Consider the following 23,233-nt stretch of genomic DNA (forward strand, 5'->3'; position numbering starts at 1 on the left):
TTCCTGTATGAAAAACCAATACTGTGTTTTCGTACAGTATAGACTGGTTTTTTATCCAGTAAAGAGGCAGCGATGTAAATCAGAACAATTTTTTCGACCAGCCGAGCTTGGTGCTTAATGTATTGAAATAGCTGTAGTCTTTGGGATGAATCAGATTGAGGTGGTAATCGCAGCGGCGGATGAGGACATCTTCGCCATCCTGGATCGGCAGGGCAATCTGACTGTCGCAGCTGATCTCCAGATCGCTGCAGCGGTGAGAGAAGCGCAGGCGGATGGTGCTGTCGCCGTTGATCACCAGCGGTCGCGCCGAGAGGGTGTGCGGGAACATCGGCACCAGGGTGATGGCGTCCAGCGACGGGGTGAGGATCGGGCCGCCGGCCGACAGCGAATAGGCTGTTGAGCCGGTCGGGGTGGATATTATCAGACCATCGGAGCGCTGGGAGAAGGCGAAGACTTCATCGATATAGACTTCGAACTCAATCATATGCGCCACTTTGCCGGGGTGCAGCACCACTTCGTTGATGGCGGTGCTGATGCGTTTCTGGCAATCCTGCTGGCACACCTGGGCTTCCAGCAGAAAGCGTTTCTCGGCGATGTAGTGGCCTTCCAGCACGTCGGCGAGCTGCTGCAGGGCGTTGTCCGGGTCCAGGTCGGTGAGAAAGCCGAGGTTGCCGCGGTTAATGCCGATGACGTTAATGTCATAACGGGCCAGAGTCCGCGCCGCGCCGAGCATATTGCCGTCGCCGCCCACGACCACCGCGAGGTCGGCCTGTTGGCCAATCTCCGCCAGCGTGCCGGTTTTCACGTTGCTGAGCTGGAGTTCATGGGCGATCTGCTGTTCAACCAGCACTTCATACCCTTTGCTGCACAGCCAGCGCCAGAGCATTTCATGTGTGGTCAGGGCGGTGGGGTGACGAGGATGTCCCACAATGCCGATACACTTGAAATGGTTCTTCATGATCTGGATGTCCTTGCGTTAAATGAAATAGTGACAATCTGTCCGCTTCCCTTGAAACCCGGAAACTGATCCCCATAATAAGCGAAGTTAGCGAGATGAATGCGAAAAAAACGCGGAGAAATTCATGAGTAGTAAAGAACAGAAAACGCCTGAGGGGCAAGCCCCGGAAGAAATTATCACGGAGCAGCACGACGACGTTGAGGCGGTAGAGCCTGAAGTTTCGGCTGAGCAGGTGGATCCGCGCGATGAAAAAATTGCGAATCTGGAAGCCCAGCTGGCTGAAGCGCAGAAACGTGAACGTGAAGTGATGTTGCGTGCCAAAGCCGACGAAGATAACCTGCGTCGTCGTACCGAGCAGGATATCGAGAAAGCGCACAAATTCGCGCTGGAAAAATTCGTCAATGAACTGCTGCCGGTGATCGACAGCCTGGACCGCGCGCTGGAAGTGGCCGACAAGGCTAACCCGGAGCTGGCGCCGATGGTGGAAGGGATCGAACTGACCCTCAAATCAATGCTGGACGTAGTGCGTAAGTTCGGCGTGGAAGTGATCGCCGACACCAACGTTCCGCTGGATCCGAACGTCCACCAGGCCATTGCGATGGTCGAGTCTGAAGACGTGACGGCGGGCAACGTGCTGGCCGTGATGCAGAAAGGTTACACCCTGAACGGCCGCACCATTCGCGCCGCGATGGTGACGGTAGCAAAAGCGAAATAACGTTTGCTGCCTTGCTCAACGGCTGCCCGCGGGCGGCCGTTTTTTATGTCATCGCTCCCCGGCGCGAGATAAAAAAAACGGCGGGCCGCAGCCCACCGTGAGGTTAATTCCTTCGCTCGTGCTACTCCGCGACGCTCTCGCGTAATGATTTCACCGGCATCACTTTCACCTGTTTGATCATGTTGTCCTGCACGTCGAGAATATCAATATCATACTGCTCAATGCGCACGCGGGTGCCCGGGACCGGGATCTCTTCCAGCGCTTCAAGGATGATACCGTTGATGGTGCGCGCTTCATCTTCCGGCAGGTGCCAGTTGAATGCTTTGTTGATTTCGCGAACGTTGGCGCTGCCGTCGATTATCACGGTGCCGTCGTTGAGCGGGGTCACTTCCTCCGCCAGGGTGGGTGACATGGAGGTGGTGAAGTCGCCGACAATCTCTTCAAGAATATCTTCTACGGTGACCAGCCCCTGAATATCGCCGTATTCATCGACCACCAGACCGACTTTCTTTTTATTACGCTGGAATTTCACCAGCTGGGTGCTGAGCGGCGTCCCTTCAGGAACAAAGTAGATCTCATCTGCCGCCCGCAGCATGATCTCTTTTGTGAACTCTTTCTTCTCCGTCATCAGTCGGTAGGCTTCGCGGACGCGCAGCATGCTGATGGCATCGTCCAGCGAATCGCGGTAGAGCACAATGCGGCCGTGTGGGGAGTGGGTCAGCTGGCGGACGATAGATTTCCAGTCGTCATTGATGTCGATGCCGACAATCTCATTGCGCGGCACCATGATGTCGTTAACGCTGACCTTCTCCAGGTCCAGCACCGACAGCAGCATGTCCTGATTGCGTCGTGAGATTTGTGAACGGGATTCATTCACAATCGTGCGCAGTTCATCTTTGCTCAGGGCGCTGCTGATGACTGTATCGGTGCGGATGCCCATCATGCGCATCAGTATGCGGGTGATAGTATTCAGCAGCCACACCAGCGGCATCATCAGCACCTGCAGGGGCGCCAACAGGAAGCTGCTGGGGTAGGCAACTTTTTCCGGATAGAGGGCGGCGATGGTTTTCGGCAGGACTTCGGCAAATACCAGCACCACAAAGGTGAGTATGCCGGTGGCGATCGCGACGCCGGCATCGCCGTAGAGGCGCATGCCGACGATGGTGCCCAGCGCCGAGGCGAGAATGTTGACGAGGTTATTACCGATGAGCACGAGGCTAATCAGGCGGTCCGGCTTGCGCAGCAGCTTCTCCACGCGCTTGGCGGGGCGGTTGCCTTGTTTCGCCATATGACGCAGCCGGTAGCGGTTCAGCGTCATCATGCCGGTTTCGGATCCGGAGAAATAGGCAGAGATAATCACCATGACGATCAGCGTTATGATCAGCGTGGTGGTGGAGATATGTTCCACGTAGGATTCCTTAAAAGACTTAGCTCACGAACTGTTGCAGCACGCGGCTACCAAAATAGGCCAGCGTCAGCAGACCGGCGCCAGCGACGCTGAACCAGACCACGCGACGTCCGCGCCACCCTTCATGATAGTGGCCCCACAGCAGGACGATATAGACGAACCACGCAATAATCGACAGCACCGCTTTATCAATGTTTTCGCTGCTGAACAGATTGTGCATATAGAACAGGCCGCTGCACAGCGTCAGAGTCAGCAGCACTACGCCGACCTGAGTGATGTGGAACATTTTGCGCTCAATGCTCATCAGCGGCGGCATTTCGCTGCTGAAGGCCAGCTTTTTATTCTTTAACTGGTAGTCGATCCACGCCAGCTGTAGCGCATACAGCGCGGCAATAATCAGCGTGGCGTACGAGAAGAGCGACAGGCCGATATGCACCAGCATCCCCGGAGTGGTTTCCAGGTGGGTGATATATTCGTTAGGCACGAAGGTGGCGAAGGCCAGGTTGATCAGCGCGAAGGCATAGACGATAGGCAGCAGCAGCCAGCCGCGATTGCGCGAGGCCACGATAGTCATCACCGTACAGATCATCAGGCTCACCAGCGACCCGACGTTCAGTAAGCTGAGGTTTTGCCCGCTCTCGCCGCCGGGGAATATCCGTGCTTCCAGCGCAAAAGCATGGCAAATCAACGCGATAGTCGCAGATAAAATCGCCATTCGCCGCCAGCTGCTGTTTTTTTGCAGCAAGCCGGGGATAATCAGCGCGAGGCTGACGGAGTAGGCGACAAGGGCGAGTAGAGCAAAAACAGGCATAGGTGTCGGCTGTTGGCTAAATAAGAAAGAGAAGCAGTATAACGTCAGCAGGCCTCTGCTCCAACCGTTGCAGCACATTCAGATTGATGTCGTGTTATACTCCGCCACATTCGTTTTGTGTGTCGCTGCGGCGACCGACCGTTTCCACCTCAGGCGAGAGACAATGTTTGATAATTTAACCGATCGTTTGTCGCGTACGCTGCGCAACATTAGCGGCCGCGGACGCCTTACAGAAGACAATATTAAAGACACCCTGCGCGAAGTGCGCATGGCGCTGCTGGAAGCGGACGTTGCGCTTCCGGTGGTACGGGACTTCATCAGCCGCGTCAAAGAGAGCGCGGTCGGCCATGAAGTCAATAAAAGCCTGACCCCGGGTCAGGAGTTCGTCAAAATCGTCCGCAACGAGCTGGTGGCGGCGATGGGCGAAGAGAACCAGACCCTCGACCTGGCGGCGCAGCCGCCGGCGGTGGTGCTGATGGCGGGCCTGCAGGGTGCCGGTAAAACCACCAGCGTCGGTAAGCTGGGGAAATTCCTGCGCGAGAAGCACAAGAAGAAAGTGCTGGTGGTCTCCGCGGACGTTTACCGCCCGGCGGCGATCAAACAGCTGGAGACCCTGGCCGAGCAGGTCGGCGTCGACTTCTTCCCGTCCGACGTCGGGCAGAAGCCGGTTGATATCGTCAACGCGGCGCTGAAAGAAGCGAAGCTCAAATTCTACGACGTGCTGCTGGTGGATACCGCCGGTCGTCTGCACGTTGACGAAGCGATGATGGACGAAATTAAGCACGTCCACGCCGCCATTAATCCGGTTGAAACCCTGTTCGTCGTCGATGCGATGACCGGCCAGGATGCGGCGAATACCGCTAAAGCCTTTAACGAAGCGCTGCCGCTGACCGGCGTGGTGCTGACCAAAGTGGACGGCGACGCCCGCGGCGGCGCGGCGCTGTCGATTCGCCATATTACCGGTAAGCCGATTAAATTCCTCGGCGTCGGCGAGAAAACCGAAGCGCTGGAACCGTTCCATCCGGATCGCGTCGCCTCCCGCATCCTCGGCATGGGCGACGTGCTGTCGCTGATCGAGGATATCGAGAGTAAAGTCGACCGCGCGCAGGCCGAGAAGCTGGCCTCCAAGCTGAAGAAAGGCGACGGCTTCGACCTCACCGACTTCCTGGAGCAGCTGCGCCAGATGAAAAACATGGGCGGCATGGCCAGCCTGATGGGCAAGCTGCCGGGTATGGGCCAGATCCCGGACAACGTCAAAGCGCAGATGGACGACAAAGTGCTGGTGCGTATGGAAGCGATCATCAACTCGATGACCCTGAAAGAGCGCGCTAAGCCGGAAATCATCAAAGGTTCACGTAAGCGCCGTATCGCCGCCGGCTGCGGGATGCAGGTGCAGGATGTGAACCGTCTGCTCAAGCAGTTCGACGACATGCAGCGCATGATGAAGAAGATGAAGTCGAAAGGCGGCATGATGAAGATGATGCGCGGGATGAAAGGGATGATGCCTCCAGGTTTCCCGGGCCGTTAATACGCGTCATAATTCAAGCCGCAGATGCGTTGGCTGCGTTCGTTCACCCCGGTCACGTACTTGTGTACGCTCCCGGGGATTTACTCACTTGCCGCGTGATTCGGCCATTCGGCCTCACCCCTTCGGGGCCAGCGCAAGCGCTGTTCAAAACGCTTTCGCGTTTTGTCCTGCAACTCGAATTATTTAGAGTATGTAGTTTTGAATTGATTTTTGCACAGAAATCAGTAAAATTTTCGGGCTTTTAATATGACACCGGGCTCCGTTCCTCGATGGGGCCCGGTTGTTTTATTCACACAAGAGGATGTTATGGTAACTATTCGTTTAGCACGTCACGGCGCTAAAAAGCGTCCGTTCTACCAGGTTGTTGTCACCGACAGCCGTAATGCACGCAACGGTCGCTTCATCGAGCGCGTTGGTTTCTTCAACCCGATCGCTAACGGTGCGGAAGAAGAAACTCGCCTGGATCTGGATCGTATCGCTCACTGGGTTGGCCAGGGCGCTACTGTTTCCGATCGCGTTGCCGCGCTGATCAAAGCCGCTAACAAAGCAGCTTAATCTGTCACGGTGGTCATGATGAGCAAGCAACACACCGCACAAGCACCTGTTGATCCGATCGTATTGGGGAAAATGGGTTCTTCCTACGGTATCCGTGGTTGGCTCAGAGTGTTTTCCTCCACCGAAGACGCCGAAAGCATTTTTGACTATCAGCCCTGGTTAATCCAGAAGGCGGGTCAGTGGCAGGTTGTTGAGCTGGAAAGCTGGCGCCACCACAATCAGGACATCATCATCAAGCTGAAAGGCGTTGACGATCGTGATGCCGCGAATCTACTGACTAATTGCGAAATTATCGTGGATTCATCGCAGTTGCCGGAGCTGGAAGAGGGTGACTACTACTGGAAAGACCTGATGGGCTGCCAGGTAGTGACGACGGAAGGCTATAGCCTCGGTAAAGTCATCGATATGATGGAAACCGGGTCTAATGACGTGCTCGTCATCAAGGCAAACCTGAAAGATGCATTTGGTATCAAGGAGCGGTTGGTTCCGTTCCTCGATGGGCAGGTTATCAAGAAAGTCGATCTCACTACGCGTACTATCGAAGTAGATTGGGATCCTGGTTTTTAAATTCTCCGGATAAACGGTAAAAGACGGCGCCATGTGGATTGGCATAATTAGCCTGTTTCCTGAAATGTTCCGCGCAATTACCGATTACGGGGTAACTGGCCGGGCAGTAAAAAATGGCCTGCTGAGCATCGAAAGCTGGAGTCCTCGCGACTTCACGCATGACCGGCACCGTACCGTGGACGATCGTCCTTACGGCGGCGGACCGGGGATGCTAATGATGGTGCAACCCTTACGGGATGCCATTCATGCAGCAAAAGCCGCGGCAGGTGAAGGCGCGAAGGTGATTTATCTGTCACCTCAGGGACGCAAGCTTGATCAAGCGGGCGTCAGCGAACTGGCAACGAATCAGAAACTGATTCTGGTGTGCGGTCGTTACGAAGGGATAGACGAGCGCGTAATCCAAACCGAAATTGACGAAGAATGGTCAATCGGCGATTACGTTCTCAGCGGTGGTGAGTTACCGGCAATGACGCTGATTGACTCCGTTTCCCGGTTCATTCCGGGAGTACTGGGCCATGAAGCATCGGCAACGGAAGATTCCTTTGCTGATGGGTTGCTGGATTGCCCCCACTATACCCGTCCTGAAGTGTTAGAAGAGATGGAAGTACCGCCAGTATTGCTGTCGGGAAACCATGCTGAGATACGTCGCTGGCGTCTGAAGCAGTCGCTGGGCCGCACCTGGCTTAGAAGACCTGAACTTCTGGAAAACCTGGCTCTGACTGAAGAGCAAGCAAAGCTGCTGGCGGAGTTCAAAACTGAACACGCGCAACAGCAGCATAAACATGATGGGCAGGCGTGAGCCCCCAATATCAGTTTACCCAGGATAAGAGATTAAATTATGAGCAACATTATTAAGCAACTTGAACAAGAACAGATGAAGCAGGACGTACCTTCCTTCCGTCCGGGTGATACCGTGGAAGTGAAAGTATGGGTTGTTGAAGGTTCCAAAAAACGTCTGCAGGCATTCGAGGGCGTGGTTATCGCTATTCGTAACCGCGGTCTGCACTCTGCATTCACTGTTCGCAAAATTTCCAACGGCGAAGGCGTTGAGCGTGTCTTCCAGACTCACTCTCCGGTAGTTGACAGCATTGCTGTTAAACGTCGTGGTGCTGTACGTAAAGCTAAACTGTACTACCTGCGTGAGCGCACTGGTAAGTCTGCTCGTATCAAAGAGCGTCTTAACTAAGATTCGCTTTCGCGACATCCTGACAAAAAGGGCTGGCCTCAGGGCCGGCCCTTTTTTTATCTTTGTTGTAACCATCGTGATGTAAATCATTTACAATACGCCCTCTATTCGGAGGGGCGGTGGTCAGTAACAGTTTTCAGCAAACGACACCTAAACGGCGAGCCGCCTGGCTTGCGCTGTTGGCGATCCTGCTGATCGTGGTGGCCCCCCTGATCTCCGTCTCCCTGCAAAAAGACCCTATGAGCGCCATGCCCGGCATGCACCACGCCATGATGATGGACAGCTCGCCAGCGAGTATGGCGCAGATGCCCGGCCACGATATGGCGATGATGCACAGCACAGACGGCGCTACGCCTACCGGACACGAACTGCCGCTGGACCATGCCGAAGCCTGTGGCTATTGCGTGCTGTTAGCCCATGTCCCAGGGATGATTTTCGCACTGGCGCTGTTCGTCGCCATGCTCCTGCGGCGCATTCGCCTGCCGGCTTCTCGCCCGGTATTAAAACACTGGCGCTACTTTCCCTGGCTCTACCCCGAAACCCGCGCCCCGCCGCGGCTGTTTGCTTTTTCCCTTTCATAAAAATCAATCTGCGCACCGCGCAACGACCTCTTTTGCTTTAAAAAAGGAAAAGTATGACAACCTGCACCTCACGCGCGGCATGGCTGAACCTGCTGCGTCGCCTCCATTTCTATATCGGGCTGTTTATCGGACCGTTTATCTTTGTCGCAGCCCTGACCGGTACGCTTTATGTGGCGACGCCGCAACTGGAAAACTGGCTCTATCACGATGCGCTGTATGGCCTTCCCGAAGGCACCCCGCAACCGCTCAGCGCCCAGATTGCGCTGGCCGAGGAAGCGACCCAGGGTAATCTGCGGCTGCTGGCGGTGCGTCCGGCCCCCGCGGTGGGCGAGACCACCCGCATTATGTTTGCCGATCCGCGTCTCGGGGAGTCGGAATCCCGGGCCATTTTTGTCGATCCGATCGCGCTGCGGGTGAAGGGCGATATGACGGTCTACGGCACCAGCGGCATCCTGCCGCTGCGTCAGTGGATTGACTATGCGCATCGTTCGCTGCTGTTGGGCGACAGCGGGCGGCTCTACAGCGAACTGGCTGCTTCATGGATGTGGGTGGCCGCGTTGGGGGGCATTGCCCTGTGGGCGATGACGCGACCAAAACGGCGGATCAATAACGCCCTGCAGAATCATCGTCGGCTGCACGTGACGCTGGGCTGGAGTTTACTGCTGGGCATGCTGCTCTTCTCCGCCACCGGCCTGACCTGGTCGCAATGGGCCGGCGGCAATGTGGATAAAATGCGGGCGGCTTTCGGCTGGTGGACGCCGCAGGTCAATACCCTGCTGCACGGTGAGGCACCGATGGCACACGATCCCCATGCCGGGCATCACAGGGAGGCGATGGCCATGACCCAGCATCAACCCGCGCAGTTTGACCGGGCACTGGCGGTGGCCCGTCAGGCGGGGCTGAAAGCCAGCCGGCTGGAGATCCGTCCCCCGGTATCAGACGGACGCGCCTGGACGGTGAATGAGATCGACCGCCGCTGGCCGACGCAGGTGGATGCGGTAGCGATCGATGGCGCCACGATGGAGGTGGTGGATCGCACCCATTTTGCCGACTTTCCTCTGATGGCGAAACTTACCCGCTGGGGCGTCGATTTCCATATGGGGATCCTCTTCGGTCTGGCGAATCAACTGCTGCTGGTGGGGTTTGGCTGTGCGCTGTGCGTCACCATCGCCGTGGGGTACCGGCTGTGGTGGATGCGCCGTCCGCCTCAGGCCGTCTGGGATCCGGCGCATTCGCTGCTGCGGGCGTGGCTGTCGCTCGCCTGGCCTGCCCGTGGCCTGGTGCTGGGGATAGCGTTAGCCCTGGGTCTGGCCATGCCATTGATGGGCATCAGCCTGGTGTTGTTCATTGCCGTTGACTACCTGCGCTGGCGCGCGGCAACGGCAATGAGGATGGCGAAGTCCAGCGATTAAGCGGACGTTTACGGCGTGCTGATGACCACCGTGACCCGGCGGTTTTCAGCGCGCCCGGCCGCGGTGTCGTTGCTGGCGATCGGGTATTTTTTGCCAAGGCCGCGGGTGACTAAATTACTGCGCGGGATATGGGCGCCTTCCGCCCAGGCATCGGCTACGCTGTTGGCCCGCTTAAGCGACAGGGCTTCGTTATAGCTATCCTCACCATAATTATCGGTGTGGCCTTCAAGGCGGCTATGCGTTATCCCGGTTGTCGCCAGCCGCGAGGCCATTTGGGTGATCTGCTGGCGGCTGTCGGGACGTAGTCGGTAGTCATTCTTGTCAAACAGGATGCTATCGGATAAGCCCAGGGACCAATCGCCGTTGCTTTCAGTGAAGCCGTAAGATTTCATCGCCGCCACCTGCTCGGGGGTAAATTTTCCCTGAGGAGCCTGGCAACCTGTCAAAAGCGCCGCCGCCATCAGGGTGGGGGCGAAATATTTCGTGATCATAATGCGTCCTTTATTATTTCAGCGTCTGCTGGATACGTTGGTTTTTCATCCGATACATATTCTGATCGGCAAGTTCTTGCAGTGATTCCGCAGTGGCGTGCTCCCACGCCAGGGCATAACCGACACTCAGCGAGAGCGTGGCGCTATGGCCATTGTGCAGATTGAATGGCGGAAGAAATTGTTCCGACAGCGCCTGGCACAGGGCCTGGACTTCTGCTTCCGAGCGCACCTCGCGCAGCAGAACGGCAAACTCATCGCCGCCGAGACGCCACGCCAGATGGCGTTTACCGGCGAAAGTCATCAGGCGGCTGGCGACTTCCATCAGCACTTTATCGCCCGCCGCATGTCCCCAGTTGTCATTGATCAATTTGAAGTTATCGCCATCGAGAAACAGTAACGCTGAGGTCTGGTGATCCACTTCATTTTTCATCAGCTCGGCAAGCGCGTTGCGAAAGGCGGCGCGGTTAGCCAGGCCGGTCAACGGATCGTGTAACGAGCTGCGCAACAGCTGAGCATTTTTGGCCTGCAGCTGGCGCTGCCAGTCCTCCATCTCCCCCAGCAGACTGTTAAAGTCCTGGGCAAACAGATGGAACTCCTCGATACGCTCCTCCGGCACCCGCCGGGAGAAGTGGCGGTTTTCGCGAATATCATGCACGACCTCGGTGATGCTCTGCAGGGCGGCGACGATCCCCCGGTGCAGGGAGTGGGTCAGCAGCAGGCCGATAAACGAGGCGAGCAGAATGCTGCCTGTCAGTACCAGAATCGAGATGCCCAGAAAGTGGCTAATTAGTTCATCAAGCGCGGTTAGTCGCAGCTCGCCGATTTGTTTGCCCTGGTGCCAGATGGGCTGCACCGTGGGCTCCGGAAACAGCCATTTACTGATAAGGCCGCTCACTTGTTCTTTGTTGGCCAGCGGTTCGTGGCGCCATGCGGCGAAGGGCTGCTTCTGGCCGTTGAGCACGATTGCCTGGGAAATCTGCCCTTGCTTCCCCAGCGAAGCGAGGGTCTCCTCTGCTGCCGCGCTGTCGCCAAACACCAGGGCGGCTTCGAGACTGCGGCCCATGGTCGCGGCAGTGAGCTCAAGGTTTTTCTGCGCGTACTGCTTGAGCGTGAAGATAGAGGCCGTGCTCAGCAGCAGCCAGACCAGCGTCATGGAAATCACCACGCTTATCACGCTAATGCGACGCAGCGCGCGTTTGAACGTCGGGCGCGATGTCTGTGAAAAGTCCTTATTCATGTGGTTTCTTCCGGGCAAGCATCAGGACGTCCGGGTTAACCCGAACCCCGCTGTGCGTCAGAACGTCCAGATTAACGGAGAAGCGGACCCTGTCGTCGTTGATGATCAGGCAAAACGCGCTACCAATTGAGCAATCCGTATTTTGTTCTGCGATGAGTAACAGCGGCCTCGAGCCATAGCGGCGAGTTAATTCCGACTGTTGGGTCGGCGATTCGCTGCCAAAATAAAAACCATCGCATGTTGTTTTTAACGCTTCTTCACTATTACGTACTATCACCGGTTGATAGGGCAATGCATCCGGATCTTCATGAGCCAGGCTATGGGTGAAGCGTGATGAGGCAAAAATGCACAGCTTCGGCGCCCCTGTTAATGACGGCCAACGGGTATAGGTCACGATCCCGGAAACAATCGCGCGAACATGTTCTGAAGGTCCGGCAGCAAAAACAGGAGATACCGCGATGAGAAAAAATACAGTCAATAAAAGACGGTGTAATACTGTCATTAACGCTTCCGTCAAATTCGCCCTGACGCGGGAAAAGCCGCTGCCGATGCCCGGCGAAGAATATCACTGATAGCAAAACCCGTCATTAGATGCGCCCTTTGCTTTGGGACAAATCTCACCAGGATTTTTCGTAATGCCGATGGCTCTGATGAGCCATTTTGGCGCGATTTCGCTATGTGTAAATATTTTTGTACGTTTAATGCCGTGGTAAGTGCCAATTAATTTATTGGTGTAAAGTAAAATTTACGGAATATGGATTGAATTCTTTACTTTGTATGGTATCGTTACGTCATGCCCGCTGAGGCAACCCCTATCGCAAACGAGCTACACAGGATCGCAATCATGCAAAAAGACGCGCTGAATAACGTACATATTACCGACGAACATGTGTTAATGACCCCGGAGCAACTGAAGGCGGAATTCCCCCTGAGCGTTGAACAGGAAGCGCAGATCGCGCACGCCCGTGAAACCATCTCCGATATCATCGCCGGCCGCGATCCGCGCCTGCTGGTGGTTTGCGGTCCTTGCTCCATTCACGATCCGGAAGCGGCGATCGAATATGCTCGTCGGTTTAAAGCCCTTGCCGCAGAGGTCAGCGATAGCCTCTATCTGGTGATGCGCGTCTATTTTGAAAAACCCCGTACTACCGTTGGCTGGAAGGGGCTGATTAACGACCCGCATATGGATGGTTCGTTTGATGTTGAAGGCGGCCTGAAGATTGCGCGTCGTCTGCTGGTCGAGCTCGTGAATATGGGACTGCCGCTGGCGACGGAAGCGCTGGATCCCAACAGCCCGCAGTACCTTGGGGATCTGTTCAGCTGGTCCGCCATCGGCGCGCGAACCACGGAATCTCAGACGCACCGCGAAATGGCCTCTGGTCTTTCCATGCCGGTAGGCTTTAAAAATGGCACCGACGGCAGCCTGGCCACGGCCATCAACGCCATGCGCGCCGCGGCGATGCCGCACCGTTTCGTCGGTATCAACCAGGCCGGGCAGGTCTGCCTGCTGCAAACGCAGGGTAACCCGAACGGCCATGTGATCCTCCGCGGCGGTAAGGCGCCAAACTACGGTCCGGACGATGTGGCGAAATGCGAAAAAGAGATGGCGCAGGCGGGACTGAAGCCGTCGCTGATGGTAGATTGCAGTCATGGGAACTCCAATAAAGATTTCCGCCGCCAGCCGGCCGTGGCTGAATCCGTTGTCGCGCAGATTAAAGATGGCAATCGCTCCATTATCGGCCTGATGATCGAGAGTAATATCCACGAGGGCAATCAGTCCTCTGAACAGCCGCGTGAGGCGATGAAATACGGCGTTTCGGTAACGGATGCCTGCATCAGCTGGGAAACCACCGATGCGCTACTGCGTGAACTGGATAAGGATCTCCGCGGCCACCTGGCGGCCCGTTTGGTGTAAGAGGAAAGTATGGTTGCTGAACTGACCGCGTTACGCGATCAAATTGATGAAGTAGATAAAGCGTTGCTTAGCCTGCTGGCTAAGCGCCTGGAACTGGTGGCCGAAGTCGGCGAGGTGAAGAGCCAGTATGGCCTGCCGATTTACGTCCCGGAACGCGAGGCGGCGATGCTCGCCTCCCGGCGTGAAGAGGCGGCTGCGCTCGGCGTTCCGCCGGATCTGATCGAGGACATTCTGCGTCGCGTGATGCGCGAATCCTATTCCAGCGAAAACGACAAAGGCTTCAAAACCCTTTACCCGAATCTGCGGCCGGTAGTGATCGTCGGCGGCGGCGGGCAGATGGGGCGTCTGTTTGAGAAGATGTTAACGCTGTCCGGCTACCAGGTGCGCATTCTGGAAAAAGAGGACTGGGCGCGGGCGACGGATATCGTCGCCGATGCCGGCATGGTCATTGTCAGCGTGCCGATTCACACCACCGTGGAGACGATCGCCAGGCTGCCGCCGCTGCCGGCGGATTGCATTCTGGTCGACCTTGCCTCGGTTAAAGCAGAGCCGCTGCAGGCGATGCTGGCGGCGCATCAGGGCCCGGTACTCGGCCTGCACCCGATGTTTGGTCCGGACAGCGGCAGCCTTGCCAAGCAGGTGGTGGTCTACTGCGATGGCCGCCAGCCAGAGGCCTATCAGTGGTTCCTCGAGCAAATTCAGGTCTGGGGCGCGCGCCTGCATCGCATCAGCGCGGTGGAGCACGATCAGAACATGGCCTTTATTCAGGCGTTGCGCCACTTTGCCACCTTCGCCTATGGGCTGCATCTGGCGGAAGAGAATGTGCGCCTTGAGCAGTTGCTGGCGCTCTCGTCACCCATTTACCGGCTGGAGCTGGCGATGGTGGGCCGTCTGTTTGCCCAGGATCCGCAGCTCTACGCCGACATTATTATGTCCTCGGAAAACAACCTGGCGCTGATTAAGCGCTACTACCAGCGGTTTGGCGAGGCGATCGGTCTGCTGGAGCAGGGCGATAAGCAGGCATTTATCGATAGCTTCCGTAAAGTCGAACACTGGTTTGGCGATTACGCCCAGCGTTTCCAGAGCGAGAGCCGCACGCTGCTGCGTCAGGCGAACGATAATCGGCAGTAAAGCGAAAAAGGTGTATACAATAAAGCCAGCGACCGCTGGCTTTTTTTATAGGGATGACAACGATGGCTGAACCACAACCGCTGTTTGACTACACCGGATACCTGCCGGAATGCCCGACCTGGAGCGAGGCAGAGCAGGCCCTCTACTGGGCCGATATTATGGAATGTGAAATTCACCGCTACGATACCCGCAGCGGCGAACACCAGGTGCTGCAATTTCCGGAGGAGGTCGGCTGTTTTTCCTTGCGCGAGAAGGGTGGGTTTATCGTTGCATTGCGCAGCGGTATCTGGCTGACCGACGCCCACGGTCTGCTACGGCGTAAAGTCTGCGATAACCCGAGCAATCCGGAACTGGCGCGGTTTAACGATGGTGGGACCGATCGCGATGGGCGCTTTTATGCCGGCACCTTCTGGGGCCCGGGGGATTATAACGGCGCGCTGCTGATGCGGGTCGATAACGACCTGAAGCCGACGGTGATCCAGTGTGACATCCATGGCGCCAACGGTCTGGCGTTTAGCGCCGACCGGCGCTGGATGTATACCTCCGATACGCCGAACGCCGTGATCTACCGTACGCCGCTGGATGAGCAGGGTGAGCCTGGCCGGCGCGAAGTCTTTCGCCGTTTTCAGCCTGGCGAAGGGATACCGGACGGGGCGGCGATTGACGTGGAGGGGTGTTACTGGAGCGCAATGTTTGACGGCTGGCGGATCGCCCGTTTCTCTCCGCAGGGTGAGGAGCTGGAGTCCTACCCGATGCCGGTACGTTGCCCGACGATGGTCTGCTTTGGCGGGGCGGATATGCAAACGCTCTATATCACCACCACCCGGGAAAACATGGAGGACGATGAGCTGGCGCAGTATCCGCTGTCCGGCGCCATCTTCACCCTGCCGGTGGCGGTGGCAGGGATGAAGAAATTACCGTTCCGCGAACGTTAAACCGGATCCACCGGCACGACGTTTTCGCTGGGGTAGCAACCGAGAACCTTCATGGAGCGGGTGATCTCCGCCAGCTCCTTCAGCGCCTTGCGCATGGGCAGCGAGTCCAGGTTTGCCTGAATATCGAGATAAAACATCTCTTCCCACGGATTGCCATGGATGGGGCGAGATTCCAGTTTGGTCATGATCAGATTGTGATTGCGCAGCACCAGTAAGGCTTCCACCAGGGCACCCGCCTGCTGACCGGTCGCCATTAACAGCGTGGTCTTCGCCGGAACCTGATCGGAGACGTTTACCGATTTGCGCGCCAGAACGAGGAAGCGCGTAATATTCTGCGTCTGGTTGGCCTGGCAGTGCTCCAGCACCTGCAGGCCGTACAGAGCGCCGCCCGCTTCGCTGCCCAGCGCCGCGACGGTCGGGGCGTTCGCCTGCGCGACTTTTTCCATCGCCGCTGAGGTGCTCTCGGTATATTCAATCTTCCAGTGCGGGTAGCGACTCAGATACTGGCTACACTGCTGGAACGGTTGCGGATGGCTGTAGACGGTCTGAATTTTATCGGCATCCGTCGAGGTGCTGACCAGTACGCAATGATCGATAGGGATCGTCAGCTCGCCTACGATCGACAGGCTGGTGTGCTGCAGCAGATCGTAGACATCGTTGATCCCGCCGGAGCTGGTGTTTTCAATCGGCACTACGGCGTAATCGGCCTGGCCGGTTTCCACCTGATTAAAAATATCGGCGAACTTCGCGCAGCCGCTTTCAATAAACTGCTCAAAGTGGCGAGCGGCGTACTGACGCGCCGCCAGATGCGAATAAGAGCCTTTGGGACCGAGGAACGCCACGCGAGCCGAATGCGGGTTAATTTTATTCAAATGCTGCTGCAGCAGGGTTTGCTGGGTCAGTACAGAGTCTTCGATAATCAGCTGGAACAGGCGGGTGATGTAATGAGCGTCCAGATTATGGCGCTTGCCGAGGGTCATCAGACGCTCCAGCAGATCGCGTTCGCGGTCAATATCACGCACCGGGCGATGGGAGGCCAGTTTGGCTTTACCAACCTCAACAGCCAGCCCGCGACGCTCCGCCAGCAGAGCAAGCAGTTTCTCATCCAGCGCGCTTATCTTGTCGCGCAGCGCCAGTAATGGGTTTTCCTCGGTCATAGATGTTGCCTTTGTTGTTATCCAATAAAAAAGGCCTCCCGGGTGGGAGGCCTTATTGTTCGTCTTCGCATTCTTTCTTATACGACGAATTGCCTCCCGGTCAGGGGAAGGTAAAAAAGAATGCGAAGAAGAACGGGACGAGTTTCATGATGAATTCCTTTAAGTAGTGGGGATTACAGTACCTGTACTGTTTTCACTCTGTCAATAAAAAACGCGCCCGAAGGCGCGTGGCATGACACAACTTAAGTTAAGGATTACTCTTCTTCTTCCACAAAGCCTGCCTCTTTCACCGACGTCGCGGCGCGGCGGGCTTCCCCTTTGTGTTGCACTTTATTGAGCTGCCGTTCCAGCTTGTTGATCAATTCGTTAATGGCGGCGTACATATCTTCATGACGCGCACTGGCAACCAGATGGCCGTTTGGCGTGTTGATGGTTGCATCAGCGATAAAACCCTGCGGCTCCTTAGACAGAATGATGTGCGGGTTAATTAAATGAGTTTGCCACTTATCCAGTTTGGCGAGACGGTCTGCGACATGCTGGCGGATTGCCGGAGTAATTTCCATTTGTTTACTGGTAATGTTCATTGTCATAAATTTTACCTCTTGTCTTTCCCGTCTTGGTGAATCCAGCATACCTTTCCTAATGTCAAAATGTGTGATCTAAATCACGTTTTATTGTCACTTTTTGTCAACGAATTCATTTTGTGAGACAGGGCAGGAAGAAGTGAGATTTTACTTGTCGAACCTGCCAAAGCAGGCCATATTTGATGAGTTAACTCGACGCTAAACCGCTTCAGCTAACCAGGATAACGAATAAAAAAACGGCAGCCAGTGGCTGCCGTTTGCGATCCATGAGTCAGGCTCAGGTGTTCTTGCTGTTCGCGGCGATAATCTTCGCGACTTTGTCAGCCTGAGCGTTCATCTGCATTTGACGATAGGCATTTTCCATCTTCGGCAGGGCATCGCGGGTGGCCTGGGTATCCGGATAGTTACGCATCATACCTTCCACGCGGTTAACGACGGCAACCCATGCGCCGCGGTCGGTATAGTAATCCACCACCGACAGCTCATACTTCGCCAGGCGATCTTTCAGGAATACCATGCGCTTATAGGCGTCCGTGGCATACTGGCTGTTCGGGTAGCCGCGTACCAGTTTGGAGAAGTCATTGAAGGCATCGCGCGCGTGCTGCGGATCGCGGTCGGAACGATCGACGCCGAAGAAGCCCTGCAGGGCGCTGTCATCCAGAGCCATGTTGGTCAGGCCGCGCATATAGATGACGTAGTCGATGTTCGGATGGGTGGGATTCAAGCGCATGAAGCGATCGATGGCCGCTTGAGCCAGCGGCAGATCAGCGTTTTTGTAATACGCATAAATCAGATCCAGCTGTACCTGTTGGGAATAAGGGCCGAATGGATAACGGTTATCCAACGCTTCCAGTTGCGTTATCGCCTGTTTCCAGTTACCGTCCTGCAGTTTTTGCTGGGCGGTCGCGTAGATTTCATTCGGCGGATTATCAGGCACCTCTTCCTTAGAGCCGGAGCAACCCACCAAAGCCAGGCTCAGTGTGGCGGCTGCCACCAGGTATTTCATGCGCGTCATGACGTTTTGACTTCCTCAAAATGTTTATGCGGGAGAATCTCTGTTCCTGCTCCCGATTAAGACCAGCTACAATAGCACACTATATTAAACGGCAAAGCCGTAAAACCCAACGTTAAACGAAGAAGCTGTATATGGCACAACGAGTACAACTCACCGCAACGGTGACCGAAAATCAACTCGGTCAACGCTTAGATCAGGCTTTGGCCGAATTGTTCCCTGATTATTCGCGATCGCGGATAAAAGAATGGATCCTCGACCAACGCGTATTAGTCAATGGCACCATTGGCGATAAACCGAAAGAAAAAGTGCTGGGGGGAGAACGCATCGCTATCGATGTGGAAATCGAAGAAGAGGCGCGCTTCCAGCCGCAGGATATTCCGCTCAATATCGTTTACGAAGATGATGACATCATCGTGATCAACAAACCGCGCGATCTGGTTGTACATCCTGGCGCGGGCAACCCTGACGGTACTGTGCTGAATGCGCTGCTGCACTACTATCCGCCTATTGCCGATGTGCCGCGTGCGGGTATCGTCCATCGTCTGGATAAAGACACCACCGGTCTGATGGTGGTGGCGAAAACCATTCCAGCGCAAACCCGGCTGGTGGAGTCGCTGCAGCTGCGCGAGATCACCCGTGAATACGAAGCGGTGGCGATCGGTCATATGACCGCCGGCGGTACGGTTGAAGAACCGATCAGCCGTCATCCGACCAAGCGTACCCATATGGCGGTGCACCCGATGGGCAAACCGGCGGTGACCCACTACCGCATTATGGAACATTTCCGCATCCATACCCGCCTGCGCCTGCGTCTGGAAACCGGTCGTACGCATCAGATCCGCGTGCATATGTCGCATATCACCCATCCGCTGGTAGGCGACCAGGTGTATGGCGGCCGCCCGCGTCCGCCGAAGGGCGCGTCGGAGGAGTTCATCACCGCGCTGCGTAAATTCGACCGCCAGGCGCTGCACGCCACCATGCTACGTCTGTACCACCCGATTACCGGCATTGAAATGGAGTGGCACGCGCCCATCCCACAAGATATGGTCGAGCTCATCGAGGCGATGCGCGCCGATTTTGAAGCCCATAAGGACGATATTGACTGGTTATGACTAAACTGATTGTACCGCAGTGGCCAATGCCCGGCAGCGTGGCGGCCTGTAGTTCTACCCGCATCGGCGGCGTGAGTCTGCCGCCCTATGACTCGCTCAACCTGGGCGCCCATTGCGGCGACAATCTGCAGCATGTCGAAGAAAACCGGCGGAGGATGTTTGCCGCCGGCGGCTTACCGTCTTACCCGGTTTGGCTTGAGCAGGTTCATGGTACCGATGTGCTCACGCTGGACGGCGGACCCTATCCGTCGAAACGCGCGGATGCCTCTTATAGCCGTACGCCAGGGACTGTCTGCGCGGTGATGACCGCTGACTGCCTGCCGGTCCTGTTCTGTAACCGCGCCGGTACTGAAGTCGCCGCGGCGCATGCGGGATGGCGCGGCTTATGCGAAGGGGTTCTGGAAGAGACGGTCGCCCGTTTCGCCGATAAAGCCGAAAACATTATGGCGTGGCTGGGACCCGCCATCGGTCCGCAGGCGTTTGAGGTGGGCCCAGAAGTTCGCGACGCTTTTATGGCTAAGGATGAGAATGCGCATCAGGCTTTTCGTCCGGCAGGCGAAAAATATTTTGCTGATATCTACCAGCTGGCTCGGCAGCGCCTGGCAAACGTCGGCGTTGAGCAGATTTTCGGCGGCGATCGCTGCACGCTAAGCGAAAAGGATGATTTTTTCTCTTACCGGCGCGACAAGACCACCGGTCGTATGGCAAGTTTCATTTGGCTGATATAACCTAGAGAATCAAGACGATCCAGAAGGCAAACTTATTTTTCGCATAGTTCAGGTCTTTAACCTTGAATAATTGAGGGATGACCTCATTTAATCTCCAGTAGCAAATTTGACCTGTTATGGGAGGAGTTATGCGTCTGGATCGTCTTACCAATAAATTCCAGCTTGCTCTTGCCGATGCCCAGTCGCTTGCACTCGGGCACGACAACCAATTCATCGAACCTCTTCATTTAATGAGCGCCTTGCTGAATCAGGAAGGGGGATCGGTACGTCCTTTATTAACCTCGGCGGGCGTGAATGCCGGGAAACTGCGCACTGACATCGAACAGGCTCTGAGCCGTTTACCGCAGGTGGAAGGCACCGGCGGCGATGTGCAACCTTCTCAGGATTTAGTGCGGATCCTGAACCTTTGCGACAAGCTGGCGCAAAAGAAAAAGGACAACTTTATATCGTCAGAACTGTTTGTTCTGGCGGCGCTTGAATCACGCGGTACGCTGACCGACCTTTTAAAATCCGCCGGAGCAACAACCGCCAACGTGACTCAGGCGATTGAACAAATGCGCGGAGGTGAAAGCGTGAACGATCAGGGTGCCGAAGACCAACGTCAGGCATTGAAGAAATTTACCGTCGATCTCACCGAGCGTGCCGAACAGGGCAAGCTGGACCCGGTTATCGGCCGTGATGAAGAGATCCGCCGTACCATTCAGGTACTGCAGCGCCGTACCAAAAACAATCCGGTGCTGATTGGTGAACCCGGGGTGGGTAAAACCGCTATCGTCGAAGGCCTGGCGCAGCGTATCGTCAACGGCGAAGTGCCGGAAGGGCTGAAAGGCCGCCGGGTGCTGGCGCTGGATATGGGCGCGCTGGTGGCCGGGGCGAAATACCGCGGTGAGTTTGAAGAGCGTCTGAAAGGCGTGCTGACCGACCTGTCGAAACAGGAAGGCAACGTCATTCTGTTTATCGACGAACTGCATACCATGGTTGGCGCTGGTAAAGCCGACGGCGCGATGGACGCGGGCAACATGCTGAAGCCGGCGCTGGCGCGTGGTGAACTGCACTGCGTCGGGGCGACGACGCTCGACGAATACCGTCAGTACATTGAAAAAGACGCTGCGCTGGAGCGCCGCTTCCAGAAGGTGTTCGTCGCCGAGCCGTCGGTAGAAGATACCATCGCTATTCTGCGCGGTCTGAAAGAACGTTATGAACTGCACCACCATGTGCAGATCACCGACCCGGCTATCGTGGCGGCGGCGACCTTGTCGCATCGCTACATTGCCGACCGGCAGCTGCCGGATAAAGCCATCGACCTTATCGATGAAGCGGCGTCCAGCATCCGTATGCAGATCGACTCGAAGCCGGAAGAGCTGGACCGTCTCGATCGCCGTATCATCCAGTTGAAACTGGAGCAGCAGGCGCTGAAGAAAGAGTCTGATGAGGCGAGTCTGAAGCGTCTTGATATGCTCAACGAGGAGCTGGCGGATAAAGAACGGCAGTACTCGGTGCTGGAAGAAGAGTGGAAAGCGGAAAAAGCGTCCCTCTCCGGCACCCAGACCATCAAAGCCGAGCTGGAGCAGGCGAAAATCGCCATCGAACAGGCGCGTCGCGTCGGTGACCTGGCGCGGATGTCCGAGCTGCAGTACGGCAAAATTCCGGAACTGGAGAAACAGCTGGCGGCAGCCACTCAGTCCGAAGGGAAAACCATGCGTCTGCTGCGTAATAAAGTAACGGATGCTGAAATCGCCGAAGTGCTGGCCCGCTGGACCGGTATCCCGGTCTCCCGGATGATGGAAAGCGAGCGTGACAAACTGCTGCGTATGGAGCAGGAACTGCATCATCGGGTGATTGGTCAGGATGAGGCGGTTGAAGCAGTATCTAACGCTATTCGCCGTAGCCGTGCCGGGCTGTCCGATCCGAACCGGCCGATTGGTTCATTCCTGTTCCTCGGTCCGACCGGGGTCGGTAAAACCGAGCTGTGTAAAACGCTGGCTAACTTTATGTTCGACAGCGACGACGCAATGGTGCGTATCGATATGTCCGAGTTTATGGAGAAACACTCCGTCTCGCGTCTGGTCGGTGCGCCTCCGGGATACGTCGGTTATGAAGAGGGCGGTTACCTGACCGAGGCGGTGCGCCGTCGTCCTTATTCCGTCATCCTGCTGGATGAAGTGGAAAAAGCGCACCCGGATGTGTTCAACATTCTGCTGCAGGTACTCGACGACGGGCGCCTCACCGATGGCCAGGGGAGAACGGTCGACTTCCGTAACACGGTGGTCATCATGACCTCGAACCTCGGTTCCGATTTGATTCAGGAACGGTTCGGCGAGCTGGATTACGGACATATGAAAGACCTGGTGCTGGGGGTTGTCAGCCAGAACTTCCGTCCGGAGTTCATCAACCGTATCGATGAAGTGGTGGTCTTCCATCCGCTGGGTGAGAAACACATTGCTTCTATTGCCCAGATCCAGCTGCAGCGCCTGTATAAACGTCTGGAAGAGCGCGGATATGAAGTGCGGATGTCCGATGAGGCGCTGAAGTTGCTCAGCGCCAACGGATACGATCCGGTATACGGCGCGCGGCCACTGAAACGCGCTATTCAGCAGCAGATTGAGAACCCGTTAGCCCAGCAGATCCTTTCCGGTGAGCTGATTCCGGGTAAAACCGTCGAGCTGGTAGTGAAAGACGACCGTATCGTGGCAGTGCAGTAAGTCACAAAACGACAAAAACGGGCCCAGCGGGCTCGTTTTTGTTTAAAAACCAGGCAAGAATTAAAGCTCAATACCTTATTTGGTTGAAAAGTGAGCGATTGAATTCTTTTTTTGAATTTATCCTTGTCACTTCAGAATTACCCCCTATAATGCGCCTCCACTGACACGGAACAACGGCAAGCAAGCCGCCGGGGCAGCAGGATTCAACGGCGAAAGATAACGTTGAAGTCGACAGAGAAAAGCAAAATAAGCGCTTGACTCTGAATGAGGAAAACGTATTATACGGGACCTCGCGACAGAGCACTAAAGCGCGTCGCAACTGCTCTTTAACAATTTATCAGACAATCTGTGTGGGCACTCAAAGTGACATGGATTCTTAACGTCCCCGGACGAAAAATGAATACCAAGTCTCAAGAGTGAACACGTAATTCATTACGAAGTTTAATTCTTTGAGCATCAAACTTAAATTGAAGAGTTTGATCATGGCTCAGATTGAACGCTGGCG

At 56.0% G+C, this 23,233-nt stretch carries 24 protein-coding genes and 1 other annotated feature; of the genes, 14 read left to right on the top strand and 10 right to left on the bottom strand.

Going from position 1 to position 23,233, the window contains the following annotated elements; all coding sequences use genetic code 11:
* Window positions 1–79: 79 nt before the first annotated feature.
* Window positions 80–958, bottom strand: coding sequence for an NAD(+) kinase (gene nadK / locus ACLEXF_RS18230; RefSeq protein WP_002914158.1), 879 nt, complete (start codon window positions 956–958; stop codon window positions 80–82).
* Window positions 959–1,082: 124 nt separating this feature from the next.
* On the opposite strand from nadK, the gene grpE reads away from it, so the two are divergent.
* Window positions 1,083–1,673, top strand: a complete 591-nt coding sequence (grpE, locus tag ACLEXF_RS18235; RefSeq protein ID WP_017900639.1) for a nucleotide exchange factor GrpE — start codon at window positions 1,083–1,085, stop codon at window positions 1,671–1,673.
* 121 nt (window positions 1,674–1,794) lie between these two features.
* On the opposite strand, the gene ACLEXF_RS18240 is transcribed toward grpE, so the two are convergent.
* Together ACLEXF_RS18240 and ACLEXF_RS18245 are read right to left on the bottom strand one after the other, a co-directional pair.
* Entirely contained in the window at window positions 1,795–3,081 is a 1,287-nt protein-coding gene (locus ACLEXF_RS18240; protein ID WP_423265801.1) for an HlyC/CorC family transporter, read from the bottom strand.
* Window positions 3,082–3,100: 19 nt separating this feature from the next.
* Entirely contained in the window at window positions 3,101–3,892 is a 792-nt protein-coding gene (locus tag ACLEXF_RS18245) for a cytochrome C assembly family protein (RefSeq protein WP_002914153.1), read from the bottom strand.
* Window positions 3,893–4,055: 163 nt separating this feature from the next.
* On the opposite strand from ACLEXF_RS18245, the gene ffh reads away from it, so the two are divergent.
* The 7 genes from ffh to ACLEXF_RS18280 all read left to right on the top strand — a co-directional run bounded on the left by ffh (window position 4,056) and on the right by ACLEXF_RS18280 (window position 9,721).
* A complete protein-coding gene (gene ffh, locus ACLEXF_RS18250) occupies window positions 4,056–5,420 on the top strand; it encodes a signal recognition particle protein (protein WP_002914152.1) in 1,365 nt (454 codons plus the stop codon).
* A 306-nt stretch (window positions 5,421–5,726) separates the two neighbouring features.
* Window positions 5,727–5,975, top strand: a complete 249-nt coding sequence (gene rpsP / locus ACLEXF_RS18255; protein WP_002914149.1) for a 30S ribosomal protein S16 — start codon at window positions 5,727–5,729, stop codon at window positions 5,973–5,975.
* 18 nt (window positions 5,976–5,993) lie between these two features.
* Entirely contained in the window at window positions 5,994–6,542 is a 549-nt protein-coding gene (rimM, locus tag ACLEXF_RS18260; RefSeq protein WP_004150977.1) for a ribosome maturation factor RimM, read from the top strand.
* A 31-nt stretch (window positions 6,543–6,573) separates the two neighbouring features.
* Window positions 6,574–7,341, top strand: a complete 768-nt coding sequence (gene trmD / locus ACLEXF_RS18265; protein WP_002914147.1) for a tRNA (guanosine(37)-N1)-methyltransferase TrmD — start codon at window positions 6,574–6,576, stop codon at window positions 7,339–7,341.
* Window positions 7,342–7,380: 39 nt separating this feature from the next.
* Entirely contained in the window at window positions 7,381–7,728 is a 348-nt protein-coding gene (rplS, locus tag ACLEXF_RS18270; RefSeq protein ID WP_002914145.1) for a 50S ribosomal protein L19, read from the top strand.
* Between the two features lie 119 nt (window positions 7,729–7,847).
* Window positions 7,848–8,309 (top strand): DUF2946 domain-containing protein, encoded by a 462-nt coding sequence (locus tag ACLEXF_RS18275; protein ID WP_407259631.1) that lies wholly within the window; start codon window positions 7,848–7,850, stop codon window positions 8,307–8,309.
* A 53-nt stretch (window positions 8,310–8,362) separates the two neighbouring features.
* Window positions 8,363–9,721: a PepSY-associated TM helix domain-containing protein gene (locus ACLEXF_RS18280; protein ID WP_259119930.1), complete on the top strand. Its 1,359-nt coding sequence runs from the start codon at window positions 8,363–8,365 to the stop codon at window positions 9,719–9,721.
* Window positions 9,722–9,729: 8 nt separating this feature from the next.
* Here ACLEXF_RS18280 and ACLEXF_RS18285 read toward each other — a convergent pair whose 3' ends face one another.
* The 3 genes from ACLEXF_RS18285 to ACLEXF_RS18295 are packed head-to-tail and all read right to left on the bottom strand — an operon-like array spanning window position 9,730 to window position 11,951.
* On the bottom strand, window positions 9,730–10,212 hold the full coding sequence (locus ACLEXF_RS18285; RefSeq protein WP_407259632.1) for an OmpA family protein: 483 nt from the start codon (window positions 10,210–10,212) through the stop codon (window positions 9,730–9,732).
* A 13-nt stretch (window positions 10,213–10,225) separates the two neighbouring features.
* The gene (dgcN, locus tag ACLEXF_RS18290) at window positions 10,226–11,449 is read right to left on the bottom strand and encodes a diguanylate cyclase DgcN (protein WP_004206845.1); all 1,224 of its coding nucleotides are present in this window, start codon (window positions 11,447–11,449) and stop codon (window positions 10,226–10,228) included.
* Window positions 11,442–11,951 (bottom strand): YfiR family protein, encoded by a 510-nt coding sequence (locus tag ACLEXF_RS18295; protein ID WP_017900644.1) that lies wholly within the window; start codon window positions 11,949–11,951, stop codon window positions 11,442–11,444. The genes dgcN and ACLEXF_RS18295 overlap by 8 nt, the downstream gene beginning before the upstream one ends.
* A 342-nt stretch (window positions 11,952–12,293) precedes the next feature.
* On the opposite strand from ACLEXF_RS18295, the gene aroF reads away from it, so the two are divergent.
* From aroF to ACLEXF_RS18310, 3 genes are all read left to right on the top strand, one after another.
* A complete protein-coding gene (gene aroF / locus ACLEXF_RS18300) occupies window positions 12,294–13,364 on the top strand; it encodes a 3-deoxy-7-phosphoheptulonate synthase AroF (RefSeq protein WP_004206844.1) in 1,071 nt (356 codons plus the stop codon).
* Window positions 13,365–13,373: 9 nt separating this feature from the next.
* Window positions 13,374–14,495, top strand: coding sequence for a bifunctional chorismate mutase/prephenate dehydrogenase (gene tyrA / locus ACLEXF_RS18305; RefSeq protein ID WP_049003974.1), 1,122 nt, complete (start codon window positions 13,374–13,376; stop codon window positions 14,493–14,495).
* Window positions 14,496–14,557: 62 nt separating this feature from the next.
* Window positions 14,558–15,430 (top strand): SMP-30/gluconolactonase/LRE family protein, encoded by an 873-nt coding sequence (locus ACLEXF_RS18310; RefSeq protein WP_004206842.1) that lies wholly within the window; start codon window positions 14,558–14,560, stop codon window positions 15,428–15,430.
* On the opposite strand, the gene pheA is transcribed toward ACLEXF_RS18310, so the two are convergent.
* From pheA to bamD, 4 genes are all read right to left on the bottom strand, one after another.
* A complete protein-coding gene (gene pheA / locus ACLEXF_RS18315; RefSeq protein WP_049092790.1) occupies window positions 15,427–16,587 on the bottom strand; it encodes a bifunctional chorismate mutase/prephenate dehydratase in 1,161 nt (386 codons plus the stop codon). The two genes, ACLEXF_RS18310 and pheA, sit on opposite strands and share 4 nt — an antisense overlap.
* A gap of 24 nt (window positions 16,588–16,611) precedes the next feature.
* Window positions 16,612–16,736: a sequence feature (Phe leader region), on the bottom strand.
* Window positions 16,688–16,735: a pheA operon leader peptide PheL gene (gene pheL / locus ACLEXF_RS18320; RefSeq protein ID WP_100250063.1), complete on the bottom strand. Its 48-nt coding sequence runs from the start codon at window positions 16,733–16,735 to the stop codon at window positions 16,688–16,690. It overlaps the preceding feature by 48 nt.
* A gap of 105 nt (window positions 16,737–16,841) precedes the next feature.
* On the bottom strand, window positions 16,842–17,177 hold the full coding sequence (raiA, locus tag ACLEXF_RS18325) for a ribosome-associated translation inhibitor RaiA (protein WP_002914111.1): 336 nt from the start codon (window positions 17,175–17,177) through the stop codon (window positions 16,842–16,844).
* 271 nt (window positions 17,178–17,448) lie between these two features.
* Window positions 17,449–18,186 (bottom strand): outer membrane protein assembly factor BamD, encoded by a 738-nt coding sequence (gene bamD, locus ACLEXF_RS18330; protein WP_004145664.1) that lies wholly within the window; start codon window positions 18,184–18,186, stop codon window positions 17,449–17,451.
* Window positions 18,187–18,317: 131 nt separating this feature from the next.
* Here bamD and rluD point away from each other — a divergent pair, with 131 nt between their 5' ends.
* The 3 genes from rluD (at window position 18,318) to clpB (ending at window position 22,728) form a co-directional block, all read left to right on the top strand.
* Window positions 18,318–19,298 carry a 23S rRNA pseudouridine(1911/1915/1917) synthase RluD gene (rluD, locus tag ACLEXF_RS18335; protein ID WP_004206840.1) on the top strand — a complete coding sequence of 327 codons (981 nt, stop codon included), beginning with the start codon at window positions 18,318–18,320 and terminating at the stop codon, window positions 19,296–19,298.
* Window positions 19,295–20,026, top strand: coding sequence for a purine nucleoside phosphorylase YfiH (gene yfiH / locus ACLEXF_RS18340; RefSeq protein WP_023318894.1), 732 nt, complete (start codon window positions 19,295–19,297; stop codon window positions 20,024–20,026). The genes rluD and yfiH overlap by 4 nt, the downstream gene beginning before the upstream one ends.
* A 128-nt stretch (window positions 20,027–20,154) precedes the next feature.
* Window positions 20,155–22,728: an ATP-dependent chaperone ClpB gene (gene clpB / locus ACLEXF_RS18345; protein ID WP_004206837.1), complete on the top strand. Its 2,574-nt coding sequence runs from the start codon at window positions 20,155–20,157 to the stop codon at window positions 22,726–22,728.
* Window positions 22,729–23,233: the final 505 nt, after the last annotated feature.

The organism is Klebsiella pneumoniae complex sp. WS1778, from assembly GCF_049472055.1.
GTDB classification, from domain to species: Bacteria; Pseudomonadota; Gammaproteobacteria; order Enterobacterales; family Enterobacteriaceae; genus Klebsiella; species Klebsiella quasipneumoniae.

Bases quoted from the DNA above. Each gene is read 5' to 3' on its own strand.
- nadK (WP_002914158.1), bottom strand. From the start codon at position 958: ATGAAGAACCATTTCAAGTGTATCGGCATTGTGGGACATCCTCGTCAC.
- grpE (WP_017900639.1), top strand. From the start codon at position 1,083: ATGAGTAGTAAAGAACAGAAAACGCCTGAGGGGCAAGCCCCGGAAGAA.
- ACLEXF_RS18245 (WP_002914153.1), bottom strand. From the start codon at position 3,892: ATGCCTGTTTTTGCTCTACTCGCCCTTGTCGCCTACTCCGTCAGCCTC.
- ffh (WP_002914152.1), top strand. From the start codon at position 4,056: ATGTTTGATAATTTAACCGATCGTTTGTCGCGTACGCTGCGCAACATT.
- rpsP (WP_002914149.1), top strand. From the start codon at position 5,727: ATGGTAACTATTCGTTTAGCACGTCACGGCGCTAAAAAGCGTCCGTTC.
- rimM (WP_004150977.1), top strand. From the start codon at position 5,994: ATGAGCAAGCAACACACCGCACAAGCACCTGTTGATCCGATCGTATTG.
- trmD (WP_002914147.1), top strand. From the start codon at position 6,574: ATGTGGATTGGCATAATTAGCCTGTTTCCTGAAATGTTCCGCGCAATT.
- rplS (WP_002914145.1), top strand. From the start codon at position 7,381: ATGAGCAACATTATTAAGCAACTTGAACAAGAACAGATGAAGCAGGAC.
- ACLEXF_RS18280 (WP_259119930.1), top strand. From the start codon at position 8,363: ATGACAACCTGCACCTCACGCGCGGCATGGCTGAACCTGCTGCGTCGC.
- ACLEXF_RS18285 (WP_407259632.1), bottom strand. From the start codon at position 10,212: ATGATCACGAAATATTTCGCCCCCACCCTGATGGCGGCGGCGCTTTTG.
- dgcN (WP_004206845.1), bottom strand. From the start codon at position 11,449: ATGAATAAGGACTTTTCACAGACATCGCGCCCGACGTTCAAACGCGCG.
- ACLEXF_RS18295 (WP_017900644.1), bottom strand. From the start codon at position 11,951: ATGACAGTATTACACCGTCTTTTATTGACTGTATTTTTTCTCATCGCG.
- aroF (WP_004206844.1), top strand. From the start codon at position 12,294: ATGCAAAAAGACGCGCTGAATAACGTACATATTACCGACGAACATGTG.
- tyrA (WP_049003974.1), top strand. From the start codon at position 13,374: ATGGTTGCTGAACTGACCGCGTTACGCGATCAAATTGATGAAGTAGAT.
- ACLEXF_RS18310 (WP_004206842.1), top strand. From the start codon at position 14,558: ATGGCTGAACCACAACCGCTGTTTGACTACACCGGATACCTGCCGGAA.
- pheA (WP_049092790.1), bottom strand. From the start codon at position 16,587: ATGACCGAGGAAAACCCATTACTGGCGCTGCGCGACAAGATAAGCGCG.
- raiA (WP_002914111.1), bottom strand. From the start codon at position 17,177: ATGACAATGAACATTACCAGTAAACAAATGGAAATTACTCCGGCAATC.
- bamD (WP_004145664.1), bottom strand. From the start codon at position 18,186: ATGACGCGCATGAAATACCTGGTGGCAGCCGCCACACTGAGCCTGGCT.
- rluD (WP_004206840.1), top strand. From the start codon at position 18,318: ATGGCACAACGAGTACAACTCACCGCAACGGTGACCGAAAATCAACTC.
- yfiH (WP_023318894.1), top strand. From the start codon at position 19,295: ATGACTAAACTGATTGTACCGCAGTGGCCAATGCCCGGCAGCGTGGCG.
- clpB (WP_004206837.1), top strand. From the start codon at position 20,155: ATGCGTCTGGATCGTCTTACCAATAAATTCCAGCTTGCTCTTGCCGAT.